This is a genomic window from Mesobacillus jeotgali, assembly GCF_031759225.1.
Taxonomy (GTDB): Bacteria; Bacillota; Bacilli; order Bacillales; family Cytobacillaceae; genus Mesobacillus; species Mesobacillus jeotgali_B.
Genome location: NZ_CP134494.1, coordinates 389,616 through 408,636, shown reverse-complemented (window position 1 = coordinate 408,636; position 19,021 = coordinate 389,616). Strand labels below are relative to the sequence as shown.

The 19,021-nt window shown below is 46.3% G+C and carries 15 protein-coding genes and 1 riboswitch; of the genes, 1 reads left to right on the top strand and 14 read right to left on the bottom strand.

Annotated features, from left to right (window positions below; all coding sequences use genetic code 11):
- Positions 1 to 258: 258 nt before the first annotated feature.
- Positions 259 to 1,245, bottom strand: coding sequence for an EAL domain-containing protein (locus tag RH061_RS02070; protein WP_311073560.1), 987 nt, complete (start codon positions 1,243 to 1,245; stop codon positions 259 to 261).
- 170 nt (positions 1,246 to 1,415) lie between these two features.
- Between RH061_RS02070 and yfkAB the strand changes: the two genes are divergently transcribed.
- Positions 1,416 to 2,537, top strand: coding sequence for a radical SAM/CxCxxxxC motif protein YfkAB (gene yfkAB, locus RH061_RS02065; protein ID WP_311073558.1), 1,122 nt, complete (start codon positions 1,416 to 1,418; stop codon positions 2,535 to 2,537).
- Between the two features lie 43 nt (positions 2,538 to 2,580).
- Here the strand turns inward: yfkAB and RH061_RS02060 are convergent, their stop codons facing one another.
- From RH061_RS02060 to sstT, 13 genes are all read right to left on the bottom strand, one after another.
- The gene (locus tag RH061_RS02060) at positions 2,581 to 3,681 is read right to left on the bottom strand and encodes a flavin monoamine oxidase family protein (protein WP_311073556.1); all 1,101 of its coding nucleotides are present in this window, start codon (positions 3,679 to 3,681) and stop codon (positions 2,581 to 2,583) included.
- Between the two features lie 101 nt (positions 3,682 to 3,782).
- Positions 3,783 to 4,343, bottom strand: a complete 561-nt coding sequence (locus RH061_RS02055; protein WP_311073555.1) for a sugar O-acetyltransferase — start codon at positions 4,341 to 4,343, stop codon at positions 3,783 to 3,785.
- Positions 4,344 to 4,466: 123 nt separating this feature from the next.
- Positions 4,467 to 5,495: a ribonucleotide-diphosphate reductase subunit beta gene (locus RH061_RS02050; protein ID WP_311073553.1), complete on the bottom strand. Its 1,029-nt coding sequence runs from the start codon at positions 5,493 to 5,495 to the stop codon at positions 4,467 to 4,469.
- Positions 5,496 to 5,516: 21 nt separating this feature from the next.
- Positions 5,517 to 7,739, bottom strand: coding sequence for a ribonucleoside-diphosphate reductase subunit alpha (locus RH061_RS02045; protein ID WP_396654849.1), 2,223 nt, complete (start codon positions 7,737 to 7,739; stop codon positions 5,517 to 5,519).
- Positions 7,723 to 8,226: an acyl-CoA thioesterase gene (locus RH061_RS02040; protein ID WP_311073551.1), complete on the bottom strand. Its 504-nt coding sequence runs from the start codon at positions 8,224 to 8,226 to the stop codon at positions 7,723 to 7,725. The genes RH061_RS02045 and RH061_RS02040 overlap by 17 nt, the downstream gene beginning before the upstream one ends.
- 166 nt (positions 8,227 to 8,392) lie before the next feature.
- A riboswitch (cobalamin riboswitch) is annotated at positions 8,393 to 8,577 on the bottom strand.
- 99 nt (positions 8,578 to 8,676) lie between these two features.
- Entirely contained in the window at positions 8,677 to 9,378 is a 702-nt protein-coding gene (locus RH061_RS02035) for a LutC/YkgG family protein (protein ID WP_311073550.1), read from the bottom strand.
- Positions 9,375 to 10,802, bottom strand: a complete 1,428-nt coding sequence (locus RH061_RS02030) for a LutB/LldF family L-lactate oxidation iron-sulfur protein (RefSeq protein ID WP_311073549.1) — start codon at positions 10,800 to 10,802, stop codon at positions 9,375 to 9,377. Before RH061_RS02030 ends, RH061_RS02035 begins: the two co-directional genes overlap by 4 nt.
- A gap of 18 nt (positions 10,803 to 10,820) precedes the next feature.
- Positions 10,821 to 11,537 (bottom strand): (Fe-S)-binding protein, encoded by a 717-nt coding sequence (locus RH061_RS02025; protein WP_311073548.1) that lies wholly within the window; start codon positions 11,535 to 11,537, stop codon positions 10,821 to 10,823.
- Between the two features lie 41 nt (positions 11,538 to 11,578).
- Positions 11,579 to 12,286 carry a FadR/GntR family transcriptional regulator gene (locus RH061_RS02020; RefSeq protein WP_311073547.1) on the bottom strand — a complete coding sequence of 236 codons (708 nt, stop codon included), beginning with the start codon at positions 12,284 to 12,286 and terminating at the stop codon, positions 11,579 to 11,581.
- A gap of 74 nt (positions 12,287 to 12,360) precedes the next feature.
- Entirely contained in the window at positions 12,361 to 13,941 is a 1,581-nt protein-coding gene (locus RH061_RS02015) for an L-lactate permease (protein WP_311073545.1), read from the bottom strand.
- A gap of 669 nt (positions 13,942 to 14,610) precedes the next feature.
- On the bottom strand, positions 14,611 to 16,830 hold the full coding sequence (gene katG, locus RH061_RS02010; protein ID WP_311073544.1) for a catalase/peroxidase HPI: 2,220 nt from the start codon (positions 16,828 to 16,830) through the stop codon (positions 14,611 to 14,613).
- 161 nt (positions 16,831 to 16,991) lie between these two features.
- Entirely contained in the window at positions 16,992 to 17,318 is a 327-nt protein-coding gene (locus tag RH061_RS02005) for a hypothetical protein (RefSeq protein WP_311073542.1), read from the bottom strand.
- A gap of 442 nt (positions 17,319 to 17,760) precedes the next feature.
- Positions 17,761 to 18,999, bottom strand: coding sequence for a serine/threonine transporter SstT (gene sstT / locus RH061_RS02000; RefSeq protein WP_311073540.1), 1,239 nt, complete (start codon positions 18,997 to 18,999; stop codon positions 17,761 to 17,763).
- Positions 19,000 to 19,021: the final 22 nt, after the last annotated feature.

Sequence of the window (19,021 nt, the reverse complement as noted above, 5' to 3'; positions counted from 1 at the left end):
GCACTAGGTTGATTGGAACGGAAGGTGCGTAGACTCCTGCGGGATCAGCGGGACAGGTGAGACCCCGCAGGCGCTTTAGCGCTGAGGAGGCTCACCGCACGCCCCGCGGAAAGCGAAGCAACCTGGAGTGGAAATCAACCGGTCCTATTTAACAAGCTATCCAGTGGGGACTTTTTCAGTGGCCTCGTATCGACCGGTTTCTTTTTTTTTGGCTCGTAAACTTTGTTGCTTTCACAGTGCTAGTTTAGTCAATTTTTTTCAAGCTAATTGGCCAACCGGGGCAGGCTTTCCAAACAAATACCCTTGAAACAGTTGATATCCGTTCGCCTTAAGCCACTCAAAATCTTCCTCAGCCTCGATTCCCTCTGCAAGCGGAACAGAGCCCAATCTCTTTGCTTCGGCTAAAAACGCGGAAGCTGTCTGCTGTTTTTGAGGATCGACGGCAACTCCCTGGACATACTTCATATCCAGTTTCATATAATGCGGCTGCAGGTCAGCGAGCAATTCCAGCGTACTATACCCTTCGCCTACATCGTCCAATGCATAACGGAACCCCTTTTCTTTGTAAAAAGCCAGGATCCGTTTCAAATGGTCAGTGTCTTCCACATTTTCCGTTTCCACGACTTCAAAGACTAGCCGGTCCGGGTGCACCCCTAAGGTGTCTGCCAACAAGGTGGTCGATCTCAAACAGTATTCTGGTGAATAAATGGAGGTCGGAATGAAATTGATAAAAACCTTTTTATCTGTAAAAGCAGCCGCCCTTACTGCAGCCATCCGGCAAATCCGGTCAAGTGCATACAATCGGTCCCTTTTCCTCGCTGCCCCGAAGATCTCTCCAGGATAAATCATTGTTCCATCTTCACGATAGAATCTGGCCAGCATCTCATACGCATAAACATCCCCTGCTCCATCAATGATCGGCTGAGCATGGCAGGTCACCAGCTCTTTACGGATAACTTCATCAATCCACTGGCTCTCGAGGACTTCTTCCGCTTCAGCGACCAGCAGCCACTTCTTGCCCTCCAGCCGGAAAAAGACCTTCTCGAACTCCATATGATCCCGGCAAAAATCAAGAAAATCCCTCATTCCTGATTCCTTTATCATGAACGAATCGCCATCCACCCAAACCAATTCACCATTGCGTTCCATATGCTCAATCACTTCAGGAAAGATGAACAAATTCCGTTCCCCTTCAACCTTGATTTCAAACTGCAGACTCCCCACCACACACGCACTACAACTCATGAACGACAGCTTCCTCTCAAGTTAGTTAGTTATCACTATATCATTAATAGGTAAAATGAACCAATAACATAGCGCTAAACACAACAAAATAGGGGGAGAGGAATAGGCGATTGTAGGGCGCTCATGTATAATGAAGTGGTTTTTCTAAATTATTCACTAAGGAGCCAATCATGTCATACATACAAACCATATCCCCTCAACACGACCCCTGGGAAGCCTATCTTGATGTCGAACAATACGGCAGCCCTCAACTCACCAATATCGAATTCACGACAACAACCCTCTGCAATATGCGTTGCGAGCACTGCGCTGTCGGCTATACATTGCAAACCAAGGACCCTGCCGCACTTCCATTGGAGCTGCTTTTGCACCGGCTGGACGAAATCCCGAAGCTTCGCTCTTTAAGCATTACCGGCGGGGAACCGATGCTTTCCCTTTCTTCTGTAAAAAATTACGTTGTCCCTATTTTAAAATACGCTTCTGAACGTGGTGTCCGCACGCAAATCAATTCCAATTTGACAATGGACCTGTCACGCTATGAGATGATCATCCCCTATTTGGATGTTCTCCATATCTCCCATAATTGGGGTACGGTCGATGACTTCGTCCAAGGCGGATTCGCGATGATGGAAAAGAAACCCGACTACCAGAAGCGCGAAAAATATTTTGCAAGAATGATAGAGAACAGCAGAGAGCTCGTCAAAGCAGGAGTCATGGTGTCGGCAGAAACAATGCTCAATAAACGGACCTTGCCCTATCTTGAAAAAATACACAGGCAAATCGTAGATGAAATGCACTGCCAGAGGCATGAGGTGCACCCTATGTATCCTAGCGATTTTGCCAGCAGCCTTGAATCGCTGACGCTTGAAGAAACTCGCCATGCCATCCACCATCTGCTTGACAATCGTGATGAAAATGTGTGGATGTTGTTCGGGACGCTGCCTTTTTATGCCTGCAGCAGCAACAAGGAGGACCTGGAACTCCTGAAACGTCTATATAGCAGCAAGAACGTCACCGTCAGGAATGATCCGGATGGACGTTCGCGCCTTAATGTGAACATTTTCAATGGCGATATCATCGTCACCGATTTCGGCGACACCCCTCCGCTAGGCAATATTCAGGACACAAGGCTGGAAGACGCCTATCAAAAATGGCAAGAATCCGAAGTCGCCAAGCAGCTAAGCTGCCACTGCCCAGCTGTATCCTGCCTGGGCCCGAACATTCTCGTGAAAAATAGCTACTACCAGGAGACCGATTTCAGCAAGAGGCAGCATAATATTTCTAAATACTAATTTTAAAAGGCCCGATCCCTATTGGATCAGGCCTTGTTTTATATCATAAAGCTTTCATCACTTCCGCTGCCGCTCGCTCTGCTGCTTGAAGTGCTCCTTCCAAATGCCCTCCATGTCCAGACGCTGTTTCTGTACCCGCGAAAATCACACTCTTTTCCCACGATATGTTTCCTGCCGGCAGGCCATATTCCGGAAATGTGGTCAACGGTATTGCATCTTCATCCACAGCTGTTGCCTGATCGCTACCCCAATCTTTGTAAAATAGAGCTAGAGGATTCCCTGCTGAAGGACCAAAGAGCCGTATCAATTGGTCGGTGACAAGCCTCAAAATCTGTTCCTCACCAAGATCCTGCCGCATTTTAGTCGGAATGCCGAAAAAGCCAAAAAGTGCGCCATATTCATTGTCAGAAGAAGCGTCATGAATTTCCTGCAGTGGACCGGCCCAGCTGGTGACCTGTCCGGAAAGACCTTCCTCTCTCCAAAATGGCCGATCATAAACCGCAACCACTTTCGCCTGTCCTGCCATCCAAGTCGGCTTGTCTTTCAGGCTGGCTCTAAGTCCATCCGGGAGTGCCGGTGAAAAAGCAATCCTTTCCGCAACGATTCGAGGCGGCAATGCCAGGATCACCGCTCCTGCAGAGATGGTTTTCACGGATCCATCAATTTGCCCAGCTTCTATTGTGACTCCGCCAGCTTTCTCCAGTTGGATAGCCTTTACCTCGGTATTCAGTTCAACACTGCCTTCAGGAAGTGATGCTGCGATGGCATCCACAAGGGTTTGAACACCGCCGTCCAGCCTTACCGATCTCTCAACAGCACCATCCGGCAGAACATGCCGCTGCACAGGACCAGATTGCGATTGTTCAAAAAGTATGGCTCCTGCGGCATACTGCTCTATAGTTGGCAGTCCAAGATCCTTGACCAATTTTGTGATGATAGGCTCATGATTTGGCCAATACCATGTGGAACCCAAATCATACCTGCCCAGCTCGGGCCTGTCATTGGATTCCATACTTAAAACCCTTCCCCCGATTCGACTTCGTGCCTCCAGTACTCTGCAGCTTATTCCTTTTGAAACAAGCAAAGCAGCAGCATGCAACCCGGATAAGCCAGCCCCGACAATCACGACCGGTTGCTTCATCATGTTTTCCTCCATTCATTACACTTCGTTACTGGTGACAGATCCAAGAGCGTTTTTTTATCCGAAGCAAGATCAAGCCTTCCCACAGTCACGCTGCGACCTGCTTAAAGTTCAATCTGCTTGATCACCCTTGCTGGATTGCCGCCAACCACGACATTGTCGGGAACGTCCTTTGTCACGACTGCTCCTGATGCAATCACGACATTGTCACCAACCGTCACTCCCGGGTTGATGATGGCACCTCCGCCAATCCAGACATTGTGTCCAAAAGTAATCGGCTTCGCATATTCCCGTCCCGAATTCCGCTCAGTTGGGTCAAGCGGATGGGTGGCTGTATAGATTTGAACGTTCGGCGCAAGCATACAATTGTCGCCAAACCGGACTTCACAGACATCAAGGATCGTACAGTCGAAATTGGCAAAAAAGTTCTCGCCGACATGAGTGTTATATCCATAATCAAACCGGATATTCGGCTCCATCACGACGGTCTCACCTGTTGAACCGAGCAATTCCTTCAATAACCTCGTCCGGTTCTCACCTTCTGTTTCTAATGTTTGATTATAAAGTCTCACTTTTCGCCTTGCTTCCTCGCGTTCTTTTACCAAAACTGGGTCTGCAGGGTTGTACATTTCCCCCGCCAGCATCTTTTCTTTTTCCGTTTTCATGTTGATACCTGCTTTCCAATTGAGTATATAGGACGTCAAAAAAAATGGAAGCATAAGGAACGTCCCCTTTGCTTCCATTTTATCAATAGTTGCGAAACTTATAAAATCAACAACCCCAGCACTCTACAGTTCATCAAATCCATTGTCAGCGGATGTCTTCGTGTACTGTCTTGATTTTTGCTCGAAGAAGTCTGTCTTTCCGAGATCCACTTCCTGATAGGCGATGATCCATCTTAGCGGATTGGTACGATATCCTTCGAATGGAGCATCAAAGCCTAGTTGTTCTGCCCGTTTGTTGGCCATGAATTTTATATAGGCTTCGAGGTCTGATATGAGCAGGCCGTCAATATCGTTTCCGATGATATATTCTGCCCAATCGATCTCCAAACGCGCTGCTTCCCGGAAGGAATCAGTGCCAAATTCCCTCAAGGAGCTGGTGTCATACTCAGGATTTTCACGCAGGATTTCCTTGAAGATTTTTTCGAATAACCCTACATGAAGCTGTTCATCACGATTGATATAATTAATCATCGTGCTCGTGCCGACCATTTTCTGATTGCGCGCCAGATTATAAAAGAAGGCAAAGCCCGAATAGAAAAACAAGCCCTCAAGAATGACATCATAGATAATTGAATGCAGCAGATTTTCGATGCTCGGGTTTTCAGCAAAACCTTTGTATCCGTCCGTGATGAATTCGTTCCGCTTGCGCAAGATTGGTTCTGTCCTCCAGTAGTCGAACACTTCCTCCTGCTTCGACTTGGAAACGATGCTTGACAGCACATAGCTGTAGGAATGGTTATGAATCACTTCCTGCTGTGCCAGCATGATCATCAGCGCATTCAAACTGGAATCTGTTAGATAATCTGCAACTTTACCTGCATAGTCGGTTTGAATGCTGTCGAGCAATGCCAGCAGCCCGATGATTTTTAAAAATGTATCTTGCTCCTTTCCGGTAAGTGTAGAAAACTGTTTGATATCCTTTGACATATTGATTTCAAATGGAGTCCAGAAATTCCCCAGCATCCTCTTGTATTTTGGATATGCCCATTGGTAGCGTACATCATCCCAGTTCAGGATATTCGAACTCCTGCCATTGATGATGCCGGTGGAAGCATTAGGAGCATCAACGTCAATCAGCACTCTTTTTTCCATGGATTTCCCCGTCCCTTCCTCTTAACTATGACAGCTTTCACATTCCACAAAATCACTGCTCGATGTGGAACGGACATAATAAGTGGTCTTCAGTCCCGATTTCCAGGCATCCAGATGCAAATCCAGCAGCGTCTTTGCTTTGATTGTATTTTTTACATAAAAATTAAATGAGATGGACTGGTCAATATGGCGCTGGCGCCTTGCATTCTGCTTAATGCTCCAATGCTGATCCACATTGTAGGCCGTCTTGTAGAACCACAGGGTTTCGGCAGTTAGGTCAGGTGCGGTCACTGGAATCTTGTAATCCTTTTTCTCCTCAGAGTACTCGAGCCTGAAAATCGGGTCTATGCTTGCTGTCGAACCTGCCAGGATCGAGGTTGAAGAATTCGGCGCCACTGCCATCAGGTATCCATTCCTGATACCATGCTTCTTTACTTCCCCCGCAAGGCTCTCCCATCTTTCACCTGCATACTGTCTCTTCCCGAAAAACTGTCCTGTACACCAATCGGATCCCTCAAAATATGGATATACCCCTTTTTCTTTAGCCAGTTCCATGCTTGCACTGATGGTTAAATAGGCCATTCTTTCATAGAGTGCATCACAATACTCGACAGCCTCTTCACTTTCCCATTTGATTCCTTTCAGGGCGAGAAGATGGTGCCAGCCGAATGTCCCCAGACCGATTCCCCGATAGTTCTTGTTCGTGATCTGGGCCTGCAGCACCGGAACCTCATTGATATCGATGACGCAATCAAGCATTCGTACCTGTATATCTATCACTCGCTCCAGGACATCATCTATGACCGTTTTCGCCAGGGAAATCGAGGATAAGTTGCAGACAACGAAGTCTCCTGGCTTTTTATAAATTAAAATCTTTCCGTTCTCCACTTTTTCCTCTTCTAGAAGGGTCGGGCTCATATTCTGGGTAATTTCAGTGCAAAGATTGCTGCAGTAGATCATGCCCTTATGATGATTAGCATTCATCCTGTTCACCTGGTCCCTGTAAAACATATATGGAGTGCCGGTTTCAAGCTGGGAGATCATGATTGACTTAAAGATTTCGATGGCAGGCACCACTTCATGTGACAAGCCCGGATGATAGACACATTCCCAGTACTTTTCCCGGAAGGAGCCTGCTCCCTTTTCCTCATCAAAGAAATCCTCAAGCGAATAGCCCATGACTTGCCTTACCTCATGCGGGTCAAATAGATACCAGTCTCCGCGTTTTTCTACTTGCTCCATAAAAAGATCTGGGATGCAGATGCCTGTGAATAAATCATGTGTCCTCTGGCGCTCGTCCCCATTGTTCAGCTTTGCGTCTAGGAATGGGAAGATATCTTTATGCCACACATCCAGATAGACGGCAATCGCCCCCTGGCGCTGCCCTAATTGATCGACCGAAACCGCTGTGTTATTCAGCTGCTTCATCCATGGAATGACACCGGAACTGATCCCTTTGAAGCCTTTGATATCACTGCCGCGGCTCCTGATTTTACCAAGATAGACACCAATGCCACCTCCGTTTTTGCTCAAGGTCGAAATATCCGTATTAGAATCATAGATACTCCTTAAATCATCAGCCACTGTATCGATAAAACAGCTTGATAGCTGGCCATAGCTTTTGCCGGCATTGGCAAGCGTTGGAGTCGCGACTGTCATATAGAGGTTTGAAAGCGCCCAGTAAGCTTCCTCCACTAATTGAAGCCGCTTTTCCTTCGGCTCTTCCGCCAGCAATGTCATGGCGATGATCATGAACCTCTCCTGCGGCAGTTCAGCAACATCGCCTGTTTGCGTGCGCGCCAGGTACCTTTCCGCCATCGTTAACAGGCCGATATATGTAAACAGCTCATCTCTCTTGGAATCAATGACTTTTTCCAAAAGGTCTATCTCTTCCCGGGAGTACGATTCTACGATTTCACCATCATAGATTCCTATTTCTATCAACCTATTGATTAGTTCATAGAATGAACCATATCCAGCTGCTCCCCTAAAGCCCGAACTAAGCTTGTACAATCTCTTCAGGTAAAACCGTGCTGCAACATATGTCCAGTCCGTTTCATTCCGGTCAATTCGCTCCACTGCGTTCAGAATCAGCATGTTATCAATCTGGTCATCTGTCATATCCTTCACACGATGAGCCTGTTCCACCTTTTTCTTGAAATCTGAAAAATCCAGTCGTGGAAATTCTTGTTCCATTTCTTCAATCTGTTTCGCGGCTTTTTCATCCTTAACTTGATTGCTCATCGTCTATTCCTCCAGCTTGATTACTTTTCCTTTTTTCCAGCCTGTGCTGCCTTCTCATATCGGCCGTGTTGAACAGCTCCCATTCCTCAGCATTCTCCGGAATCACCCTTGCCACCGGAATTGGAGTGCCATTTTCATCCTTAGCGACCATGGTTAAAATCGAGGTGGTCGTCAAAGTCTTTTTACAAGTTTTCAAGTTTTCGCTTTCTACTTTCACGAACACTTCCATTGATGTTCTGCCTGTCGAAATCACCATTGCTTCCAGGGTCAATATATCGCCCACTACTGCGGAAGACAGGAAATTAACTGAGTCAATCGAGGCCGTGACGACTGCCGTTCTGCTGTGCTTCATCGCCGCAATTGCCGCGATTTCATCAATATAAGCCAATACCGTTCCGCCAAAAATCGTTCCAAGATGGTTTGTGTCCGGCGGCAGCACCAGCACATTCTGAAAAGTCCTCGACACATTTGTTGATAATCCTTCCATTCCTGACCTCCTGTTTTTTTAAAAATACTCCCTGAAAAATGAGAAAAACCCATCTCGAAAGATGGGTTAAAGTTAACGTTGATGTCATGAACAGCTCAAATGAAACGAAAAACCAGCATAAGCCTGTCAATTAATCCCCGTAATACCTTCCCAATTCCCGAAGAAGATAACACGAATAAATATGGCAGGTCTCCTGACTTGTGCTTCACCCTACTTTAAGGCCTTCCCATCTATTTGTTAGACAGTGGTTCTTCCTCATTTCGTCAGCACTTACAGTTGCGGGAACAGTTCTGGATTCTCACCAGATTCCCTATTAAGTCTTATTCAGACACCATACTTACCGGTATATTCAATATTTAGTTATGAAAAAACTAATCTAACACAATATATCGTGTTATGAATTGATAGTAAATCATCTTTCTTTCTTTTTCAACTATTTTTCATCGGGGCTTAATCCACGACAATATATGTGGCTTTCACTGGTCCATGCACACCGACGATCAGGTTCATCTCGATGTCGGCACTGTTGCTTGGTCCGGTGATGAAGCTGACATAGGATGGTACATCTTCGCCGCCGGCCTGAGCTTGATGAATATGTCTGGCTGCCTGTGTCATTCGCGGCACGAGGGTGCTTTTTGGAATGATGGCAATGAAGGTACGCGGCAGCAGGCTGATGGAACGCCCATTGTCTTTTGTATTGAACAATGTCACGGTTCCCGACTCGGCTAGTGTGATATCACTGAACACAAGACCGACATCCGCTCGTTCCGCGATCTTTTGATTTTCTTTGCCAAGCGCTGGATCCCAAACATGGACATCCACGCGGTCTCCCTGTTCTTCGAAAAACTTTGTGATCCCATACTCTTGATGGCGGGCATCATTCGATGTGACGATCGCTTTGCCTTCATAGGCCTTAAGCGTTTCGTTCAACACTTCTGTCAGTCCGACACGATCTGTCCGTTTAAAAGTGGTATGGATGACCTTGCAGTGTTTTTCGAGCACTTCGACAAGTTCATCCTGGCTCATGCCTTTGAACACTTCGTCCTGGGGAGTAACGCTCCATTGTGGCCGCTCCACACCTTCTGTCCGCCGCTCCCGGCCAAGTCTTGATGCCAGTTTATCTAAAAAGGCTTCTCGATTTTGGATGCTCATTTGGATTCACCGTCCTTCTGTCTTTGCTTGAACCACGAACGGAACGATTGTCCCTGTGGAGCGTAAAAATCACGGACTTCGGTCCACGCCTTCAGTGGCCCTGGTCCATTTTCAATCATTCCGTCTTTCGTCCATGGCCCAAGCGCCGGTTTAGCCATTTTTGCACTCATATTATAAATTGCCGGATTAGAAGCCCATGCCGCAAAACCTTTCATCATTAATTTTTCAGCCGTCGGGGCTTTCTTTTCTTTCTCGACGATGATTTGGCGATGGCGGATCAAATGCTCATGCAACGGAATTTTAACAGGACAGGCTTCGGTACAAGCCGCGCACAATGTCGATGCATACGGAAGCTCTTTATGGTCATCATACCCTTCCAATAGCGGCGTGATCACCGCACCGATTGGACCTGGATAAATCGAGTTATACGCATGTCCCCCGATATGGCGGTAAACCGGACACGCATTGATGCAGGCCGCACAGCGAATGCAATGCAGTGCCGACTGAAACTCGGTTCCAAGGATCTTGGAGCGGCCGTTGTCGACAATCACCAAATGGAATTCCTCAGGACTATCCACTTCCTGCTCAAGGCGGGCACCGGTAATCGCCGTGATATAGCTCGTCAGTTTCTGGCCAACAGCTGCCCGTGTCAGCAGGCTGACCAGGACCTCCATTTCCTCCCATGTCGGCACGATCCGTTCCATACCCATTACCGTGATCACGGTATCCGGAAGGCTCGTCACCATCTCGGCGTTCCCTTCATTTGTGACCAGCGTGATCGATCCAGACTCTGCAATCGCAAAGTTGCAGCCTGTCACACCGACATCGGCTGATAAAAAGTCCTGGCGCAGCTGCTCACGGGCAAATGCGGCCAATTCTTCCGGCGTGTCAGACCCGGTATAGCCTTTTTTCTTCGCGAACGTTTCGCGGATCTGCTGCTTGTTTTTATGAAGCGCAGGGGTCACGATATGCGATGGCGGATCTTCATCCAATTGCAGGATCCACTCACCAAGATCGGATTCAACCACTTCCGCGCCAACTTCCTCAAGCGCCTTATTCAAGCCGATTTCCTCGGTGACCATCGATTTCGCCTTGACGACTTTTTTCGCTTCCTTCTTTTGGATGATGCTTTTCACATACTGGTTCGCTTCTTCTGCTGTCTCGGCGAAAAATACATGGCCGCCGCGTCGTGATACTTGTTCACTCAATTGCTGCAGATAGTAGTCAAGGTTTTCCAGGGTATGGGTACGGATTTCCTCGCCTAAATTGCGCCAGTCCTCCCAGTTCCCAAGCTCGGCAGCCTGTGTGAGCCGGCCAGTGCGGAATCTACCCTGCGCGGAGGAAACAGCCTGCCGCATAAAATCATCTTTGATCCCTGTTTGGATTCGCTCTTTATAAGGAACCTCACCAATTTTGATGCTCATCTCTTTTCCCTCCGTCCCTTAATGTGTATTTAAAATTTCTGTGATATGGATGATCTTTACCTTTTTGCCTTCACGCTCCATGCGTCCGCCAATATTCATCAAGCAGCCCATATCAGCGCCAACCAGATACTCCGCTTGGGTCTCTGATACATGGCGTGACTTTTCACTGACCATTTCCTGTGAAATGACCGGGTTTTTCACGGCAAACGTTCCGCCAAAGCCGCAGCAATCCTCTTCCCATGGCAAATCGACAAGCTCAACACCCTTCACATTGCGCAGCAGGATTTTCGGCTGTTCTTTTACCCCAAGGAGGCGTTTCATATGGCAGGAGGAATGGAATGTCACTCTTCCTTTAAAAGTAGAGCCCAAATCGATAATGCCCATTACATCCACGAGGAACTCGGTAATTTCATAGCATTTAGCAGCAAAGACCTTCGCTTCTTCTTCCCACTCAGGGTCCCCTTTAAAAATATGCGGATATTCCTTAAGCATGCTCACGCAGGAGCCTGATGGCCCAACTACATATTCTGAATGACGGAAGGCCTTCATCATTTGCCTCATCGCAGCTTTTGCCTCTTCCAGATACCCGCTGTTGTAGGCAGGCTGTCCACAGCATGTCTGTTCCATCGGATAGTCCACTTCACATCCAACTCTTTCAAGGATTTCAAGCGTATTTTTCGCCACATCCGCAAAGAGGATATCGCTAAGACACGTACTAAATAAGGATACTTTCATATTTTCCACCTCTGGTAAAAGTCAGCCGATCATCGCGCTCCTTACTCAATGCATCTAAAAAGCCGATCCTGCACTTTCTGTAAATGCTCAAACATAGCTTGGCGCGCTTCATCTGGCTGTCGATTTTTTATTGCTTCAAAAATCCGTCGATGCTCGAAATGCAGGTCATCAACAATATTGTCTGAATACAGGAGCACCTTCCGGGTTTCCTGAATGGTTTGTGCATTCAGCGCCGAGACGCTGCCCATCAGATTGATCAATAATTTGTTATGCGTCGCATTGGCGATGGCAACGTGGAAATCCAAATCTGCTGTCGAAGCCAGCTCTTCATTTCCATTGGCATGCTCCATCACGATCAATGCTTTTTCAATCGCCAGCAAATCTTCCTCCTGGTGCACAGCAGCGGCATGAGCCGCAGTGCCGCTTTCCAGAATCTTTCGAACCTCATACAGTTCCTTCACATCTTCAAGCTTCATCAAGAAAGCGCTGGTAACAGGCAATTGGAATTTCGACGGGTCAAAAGAATTCACAAACGTCCCCTCGCCCTGCCGCATTGTCACAAGTCCCATTGTCCTTAGGCCACTTAATGCTTCCCGAATCGTAGAGCTCCCTACGTCAAAGCTTCTTGCCAGCTTTTCAACTGAATCTAATTTATCACCGGGTTTTAACTCACCCGTTTTTATCAACTCAATAATTGAGTCAGCAACTTGTTCATAAACCTTTTTCACTTTCACTCTTTTATATGGCATGTCGTTCATCTCCCATCTATTCCTTATTATACAGAGAATTTAGTTCTCCGAAAGATAGTGGGACCTTTTGGATACTATAGAAGGTTTAAAAAGATAAACCCAGAAACTCCAGCAAGGATTCCATAGAAAATCGCAGGCGCTAATGTTTTACGAATGATCTCGCCTTCTTTGCCGGAAACCCCAACAACTGCACTTGCCGCAACGACGTTATGCACACAAATCATATTTCCTGCAGCTGCCCCAATGAGCTGGACGGCCAGCACGATATTCGACTCGAGGCCAACGGAATCAGCGACATTGAATTGAATCGGCGAAAACGTAAGCGTGGAAACTGTTGCACTTCCAGTAATGAACGCCCCTAGCTCGCCAAGGAATGGGGCAACGAAAATCCATACCGAGCCCAACGAGCTTGCGAAGGATTCCGCAATATACTGCGGCATGCTGATCAATTCATTCAGGTTCAATCCTGAGTTAACAAATACTTGCACCATTGATAGAGTCGCAATCAATGAAATCGATGTCATCTTCATCGTTGATAATGACTCCTTCGATGCATTAGCAAAGGTCTGGTACGATTTTCGCTGGAATAAGAACGCTAAAACCGCTGCAGCAGTTAGGATGGTGCCTGGGGAGTACAAGAATTCCCATGCAGATGTCACGCCCTCAACACCTAAAATATTGCTCCAGGTAAAGTCGATGGTTGTTCTCGTAAACTCTTTCAGAGCAGGAACAATCCTTGTAAGCAGCAATAAAAGAACGACAACAACATATGGCGACCAGGCTGTCACAATACCCATCTTTGACTTTTCAGTCGAAACAACAAAGTCTTTACGCATTGCTGCTTTCCATTCTGTTTTCGGAAGCAAGAAACCTTTCTTAGCAGTCACAGTCGCCACCGCCAATGTGATGAGCGAGGCAAGAATCGAAACAAATTCATGTCCAAAAAGACTTGCTACCAGGAACGCACTGCCTGTATAAACGAACCCAATCATCAGCGTCCATGGAAGCATCGGCAACGCATCTTTGATACCGCTTCCAAAGAATACCGTTAAAACAACCATTAAAACGAATGGAATAAACGAACCTGCTAACAGATCAAGACTTGTCACTGTTACCGCAATATCATGAAAAAATGGCGTATCGGCACCCGGAATATTGCTCAATCCAACAGCCACCGGCGTCCCCACCGCCCCAAACATAACAGCGGTACTATCAGCAATCAATGCAATCGTTGCAGCCGCAATTGGCTGGAAACCTAAAGCAAGCATCAAAGGGCCGGTTACCATCGCAGGTGTTCCAAATCCTGCAGCTCCTTCAATAAGTGAACCGAATAAAAAGGCAACGATGATGACCTGCACCCTCATGTCACCAGAAATGCTTTGAAAACCCTGATTAATCCTCACAACCGCTCCCGTATTTCGAAGCGTGTTCAATAACACCAAAGCACCAAATAAAATCCAAAGAATCGTCAACGTTTTATGTACCCCTTGAAAAATCGATGCCAGCACCACTTGCCCTTCCATCCCCCAGGCAGTAAGCGCTAACAAAATGACGATCAATGCACTCAACGTCATCCCCTTCGCTGCAGGCATCCGCATAATCACCAGGAATAAAAACGGAGCGATAATCGCACTTAACGCAATCAGCAATAACATCTGTACCCTTCCCCCTAGTTGCTCATATTGAGTTTTCAGTGTTGTAGCTTCATAGTTTTGTTTGCAAACCCATTTGTCATGTGGTCATCAGATGACCTCATTATTTTTTCACACTTTTTTATATAATTCAATAAGAAAAATCACACATTTTGGTTTATTTCTATTTTTAGCGAGGGAGAGTGCAGACAACAAAATAAAGCTTAATCACCATGGAAGGCTATGTTGATGTTTATAAGCATTCATAAGCGGATCATTTTCGGCTATTGTATTAAGAGGATGCTTATGTAGCAGAAATTAGCGGAGAGATCCGGTTATTGTATATTAGGGATGCTTATGTAGCAGAAATAATCCTGGAGATTCCGGTTATTGTATATTAGGGATGCTTATAATGCAGAAATAAACGGACAAAATCCGGTTATCGTATTTAAAGGATGCTTATGATACCGAAATAAGGGGATAAATTCCGATTAACTTCTATAAATTGGACAAAAACAAATGATTTTAAAGAAATAAACGGAAAAAGGACCCTTATTTTTAAGAAAAAAAGGGGTTTTTTCAATTTAAGGGGAATTTCTCCGCTTATTTTCAAACTCTGTAGATTCAAAAAGTAATAAAGCACAACAATAAAAATAGATAGCAGACCAATTGATCTGCTATCTACTAAAATATTTAATGCTTCAACGCCAGTTCCGAAGTATTGCGAGCCTGTTCACTCAGGTCAAAACGGTCTGCATTCATGACCTTGACCCATGCAGCAACAAAGTCGCGCACAAATTTCTCTTTGTTATCATCCTGCGCATACACTTCGGCAATCGCACGCAGCTGTGAGTTGGAACCGAAAACGAGGTCGACTCTGGTGGCTGTTCGAACAAGGTCACCTGTCTTACGGTCACGTCCTTCATATATGACACCGTCTACTGGCTTCCATTCCACTCCCATATCCAGCAGATTCACAAAGAAATCATTCGTCAGTGTGCCGACGGAGTCAGTAAATACGCCGTGTTTAGTGCCGCCATGGTTCGTACCAAGAACGCGCATGCCGCCAATCAATGCTGTCATTTCCGGTGCACTTAGGTTCAATAACTGCGCCTTGTCCAGCAAAAGCTCTTCCGGACTCACACCATACTGTTTCTTTTGATAGTTGCGGAAACCGTCGGCATAAGGCTCCAGCACCGCAAAACCCTCTGCATCAGTCTGTTCTTCTGTCGCATCCCCACGGCCAGCAGCAAAAGGAACGGTTACATCAAAGCCTGCATCTTGAGCAGCTTTCTCGATAGCAGCACTTCCGCCAAGCACAATCAAGTCGGCAAGACTGACTTTCTGGTCCAGTCGGCTTTGAATGTCTTCAAGTACACCAATCACCTTTGAAAGCTGTTCCGGCTGATTCACTTCCCAATCCTTTTGCGGAGCCAGACGGATTCGAGCCCCATTCGCTCCACCGCGGAAATCAGAGCCGCGGAAGGTACTTGCAGAAGCCCATGCAGTCGTAACCAACTCGCCGATTGTAAGCCCGGAGTCCAGGATCAACTCCTTGATCTTTTCTACTTGTTCATTCGTTAATTCATAATCGACAGCCGGAACAGGATCCTGCCAGACAAAGTCTTCCTCAGGCACTTCTGGACCTTTATACCTTGATTTAGGGCCCATATCACGATGCAATAATTTGAACCACGCTTTCGCAAATGCATCCGCAAACTCATCCGGATTCTGATGGAATCGGCGGGAGATTTTTTCGTATGCAGGATCATGGCGCAACGCAATATCGGTTGTGAGCATCATGGTTGGGACTTTTACAGAAGGATCTTCCGCATCTGGTGCAAGATCCTTCTCCGCTGGATCTACGGCCAGCCACTGATAAGCACCTGCCGGACTCTTCGTCAGCCACCATTCGTAACCAAATAATAAATCAAAGTAGCCATTATCCCACTGTGTCGGATTTGCCGTCCAGGCTCCTTCCAGGCCGCTCGTGATCGTATCACGTCCCTTGCCGCTGCCATATGCATTTTTCCAGCCTAAGCCCATTTCTTCAATCGGAGAAGCCTCAGGTTCCGGACCAACCTTGGCCGCGTCCCCTGCTCCGTGGGCTTTTCCAAAAGTATGGCCGCCAGCGATCAGGGCTACTGTCTCTTCATCGTTCATGCCCATCCGCGCAAAGGTTTCGCGAATGTCCTTAGCTGCTGCCAGTGGATCCGGCTTGCCATTCGGCCCTTCAGGATTCACATAAATAAGACCCATTTGCACTGCAGCAAGCGGATTCTCTAACTCGCGATCGCCACTGTACCGTTTATCGCCAAGCCATTCTGATTCAACACCCCAGTATGTGTCTTCTTCAGGATGCCAAATATCCGGCCTTCCTGCACCAAAACCGATTGTCTTGCCGCCCATCGACTCAATGGCCACATTGCCTGCCAGCAAAATCAAATCAGCCCAGGAAATCTTGTTTCCATACTTCTGCTTTAGCGGCCATAGCAGTCGGCGAGCCTTATCAAGGTTGCCGTTATCAGGCCAGCTGTTAAGCGGCGCAAAACGCTGCGAACCCGTTCCGCCGCCGCCCCGGCCATCGCCAATACGATAAGTGCCTGCCGAGTGCCAGGCCATCCGGATGAATAATGGCCCATAATGTCCATAGTCAGCCGGCCACCAGTCCTGGCTTGTTGTCATAAGGTCTTGCAAGTCCTGTTTCAGAGCATCATAATCCAGCTTATTAAATTCTTCACTATAATTAAAATCTTCTCCCATAGGATTGGATTTGCGATCATGCTGATGGAGAATATTCAATTGTAACTGGTTCGGCCACCAGTCCCGGTTCGTCGTCCCGCTGGTTTTCTGACTAGTAGCACCCCCGTGTGTAAACGGGCATTTTCCAACCTTTGCAGTATCCTTGTCCATTTTCTTTCCCCTTTCCATTAAAGTAAAAATGAATTTAACTTCACCATTAATAAATATGAAAGGGGCAAGCAATTTAGTATCTATAATTGGAATCTTTTATGTTTAAAGGCAAAAGAGGATGGAATATTGGGGAAATAAGGTTGGATTCAAACGAAAGACTGCTAACCAAAATAGACTTCTACACTTTTTTCTTTCTGTGCCGTTTCCAAACAGCTTTGGATAAAGAGGAAGATTTGCTTTTGATCCCAGGATGTACAATCACTTTCCGACGGTGAAGCAGTTTTAAAGAATTTTTTATATCCCTTCATAGCCTTTTCCACTTGTTGCAGCGAAAAGACCGAACTCCTGCCTGACCCACTGACTCCGGCATAGAACTGGTAGGCATCTAGGAAACGATAAAGCAAAAGTGCATTATGATTCCCCATGCTAAAACGCGCATAAGCAATCTCTTCCCTAGCTTTATTCAACCCGTATATATCATGACCCATTAATTTTCCCTCCTTGAAATACAAAAATTGAAACGCTTTAGACTTAAAAAAGCAGATCGGCAGCTTACATGGCAAACCACTCCCTTCGCGTTTGAAAAATATATTAGAAAAAATGAAATGACATTAAGAAAAGGTAAGAGATGTAAAAGTAGACAAATTGCAGAATGAAAGGTTTTAGAGTGGACCTTACGAAGTCACTGATTATGAGGACAATATTAAGGAGATAAGGAGTGTATATACTGAAATAATACCATACTGCGTATCAATTAAATTCTGTTTTCTTAGAACTTATCGACAATTTCGTGAACTCTATTAGTGGCCTGCTTCAATAGCAGGATTCATCTTCAGCAGAATATTAAGGACCTCTGCTCCCACCTGAAAAAATGCAAGCAGGAACCTATACGGTTCCTGCTTGCTGGTGAATTTCACTATCGATCATATATTAAGATGCCTTTTTAATTTGAATTACCTTTCCTTCTTCACGCCATTTCTTGAATTCGACTGCGGCTGTGAAGAGGACGTCTGTGGATGAGTTAAGGGCTGTTTCAAAGGAGTCTTGTAAAACACCAATGATGAATCCTACCGCAACCACTTGCATGGCGACATCATTCGGGATGCCGAACAAGCTGGATGCGAGCGGGATCAGCAACAGAGAACCGCCGGCAACGCCTGAAGCACCAGCAGCACTGATCGCAGCCAATACACTTAGAATGATAGCAGTCGGCAGATCCACTTGAATTCCAAGTGTATGAACCGCAGCGAGTGTCATAACAGAGATTGTAACGGCTGCTCCAGCCATATTGATAGTCGCTCCTAAAGGAATGGAAACAGAATAGGAGTCCTTATCCAGTCCTAATTCTTCACATATTTTAATATTTACAGGGATATTAGAAGCGGAACTGCGTGTAAAGAATGCAGTAATGCCACTTTCTTTTAAACATTTAAATACAAGCGGATATGGGTTTTGCCTGATCAAAGTGAACACGATGAGTGGATTGACGACAAGGGCCACAACAAGCATGCAGCCGATCAGGACGGCAAGCAATTTTCCATATCCAAGCAAAGAGCTTAATCCGTTTGTCGTAATCGATTCAAATACAAGACCCATGATGCCCAGCGGCGCGAATTTGATCACCCATGCAACGATTTTGGCCATAGCATCGGCTAAGTTCCCAATTACCGTCTTTGTAGAATCAGCTGCACTTTTCAGAGCAAAACCGATCAGGGCTGCCCAGGCTAAAATACCGATGTAATTTGCATTTATAATAGCGTTAACTGGATTGTCCACAATGTTGAGCAGCAAGGTTCTTAAGACCTCTACCACACTTCCAGGAGGCGTCATGCCCTCCGCACCAGCAGTAAGCTTCAGGCTCACCGGGAACATAAAACTAGCAATAACGGCAATAAGTCCAGCTGCAAACGTCCCTAAAAGATATAAAGAAATAATCGTTTTCATGTTTGTTTTCTGCCCGCGTTTGTGCTGGACAATCGCCGACATAACCAAGAATAATACTAATACAGGGGCAACTGCTTTCAGGGCACCTACAAACAGAGACCCTAAAATCGCAACCGGCTTTGCAAGCTCAGGAATCGTTAATGCGAGAACCACACCAATTACCAAACCCGCAATAATCTGTTTCACCAGGCTTACTTGATTCAACTTCTTCAGTAAATCTTTCATCGTCATCTCCCCCTAAAGTAAG

Excerpts from the sequence above, each read along its gene's own strand:
- RH061_RS02070 (WP_311073560.1), bottom strand. The coding sequence starts at position 1,245 with ATGAGTTGTAGTGCGTGTGTGGTGGGGAGTCTGCAGTTTGAAATCAAG.
- yfkAB (WP_311073558.1), top strand. The coding sequence starts at position 1,416 with ATGTCATACATACAAACCATATCCCCTCAACACGACCCCTGGGAAGCC.
- RH061_RS02060 (WP_311073556.1), bottom strand. The coding sequence starts at position 3,681 with ATGATGAAGCAACCGGTCGTGATTGTCGGGGCTGGCTTATCCGGGTTG.
- RH061_RS02055 (WP_311073555.1), bottom strand. The coding sequence starts at position 4,343 with ATGAAAACGGAAAAAGAAAAGATGCTGGCGGGGGAAATGTACAACCCT.
- RH061_RS02050 (WP_311073553.1), bottom strand. The coding sequence starts at position 5,495 with ATGGAAAAAAGAGTGCTGATTGACGTTGATGCTCCTAATGCTTCCACC.
- RH061_RS02045 (WP_396654849.1), bottom strand. The coding sequence starts at position 7,739 with ATGAGCAATCAAGTTAAGGATGAAAAAGCCGCGAAACAGATTGAAGAA.
- RH061_RS02040 (WP_311073551.1), bottom strand. The coding sequence starts at position 8,226 with ATGGAAGGATTATCAACAAATGTGTCGAGGACTTTTCAGAATGTGCTG.
- RH061_RS02035 (WP_311073550.1), bottom strand. The coding sequence starts at position 9,378 with ATGAGCATCCAAAATCGAGAAGCCTTTTTAGATAAACTGGCATCAAGA.
- RH061_RS02030 (WP_311073549.1), bottom strand. The coding sequence starts at position 10,802 with ATGAGCATCAAAATTGGTGAGGTTCCTTATAAAGAGCGAATCCAAACA.
- RH061_RS02025 (WP_311073548.1), bottom strand. The coding sequence starts at position 11,537 with ATGAAAGTATCCTTATTTAGTACGTGTCTTAGCGATATCCTCTTTGCG.
- RH061_RS02020 (WP_311073547.1), bottom strand. The coding sequence starts at position 12,286 with ATGCCATATAAAAGAGTGAAAGTGAAAAAGGTTTATGAACAAGTTGCT.
- RH061_RS02015 (WP_311073545.1), bottom strand. The coding sequence starts at position 13,941 with ATGTTATTGCTGATTGCGTTAAGTGCGATTATCGCTCCGTTTTTATTC.
- katG (WP_311073544.1), bottom strand. The coding sequence starts at position 16,830 with ATGGACAAGGATACTGCAAAGGTTGGAAAATGCCCGTTTACACACGGG.
- RH061_RS02005 (WP_311073542.1), bottom strand. The coding sequence starts at position 17,318 with ATGGGTCATGATATATACGGGTTGAATAAAGCTAGGGAAGAGATTGCT.
- sstT (WP_311073540.1), bottom strand. The coding sequence starts at position 18,999 with ATGAAAGATTTACTGAAGAAGTTGAATCAAGTAAGCCTGGTGAAACAG.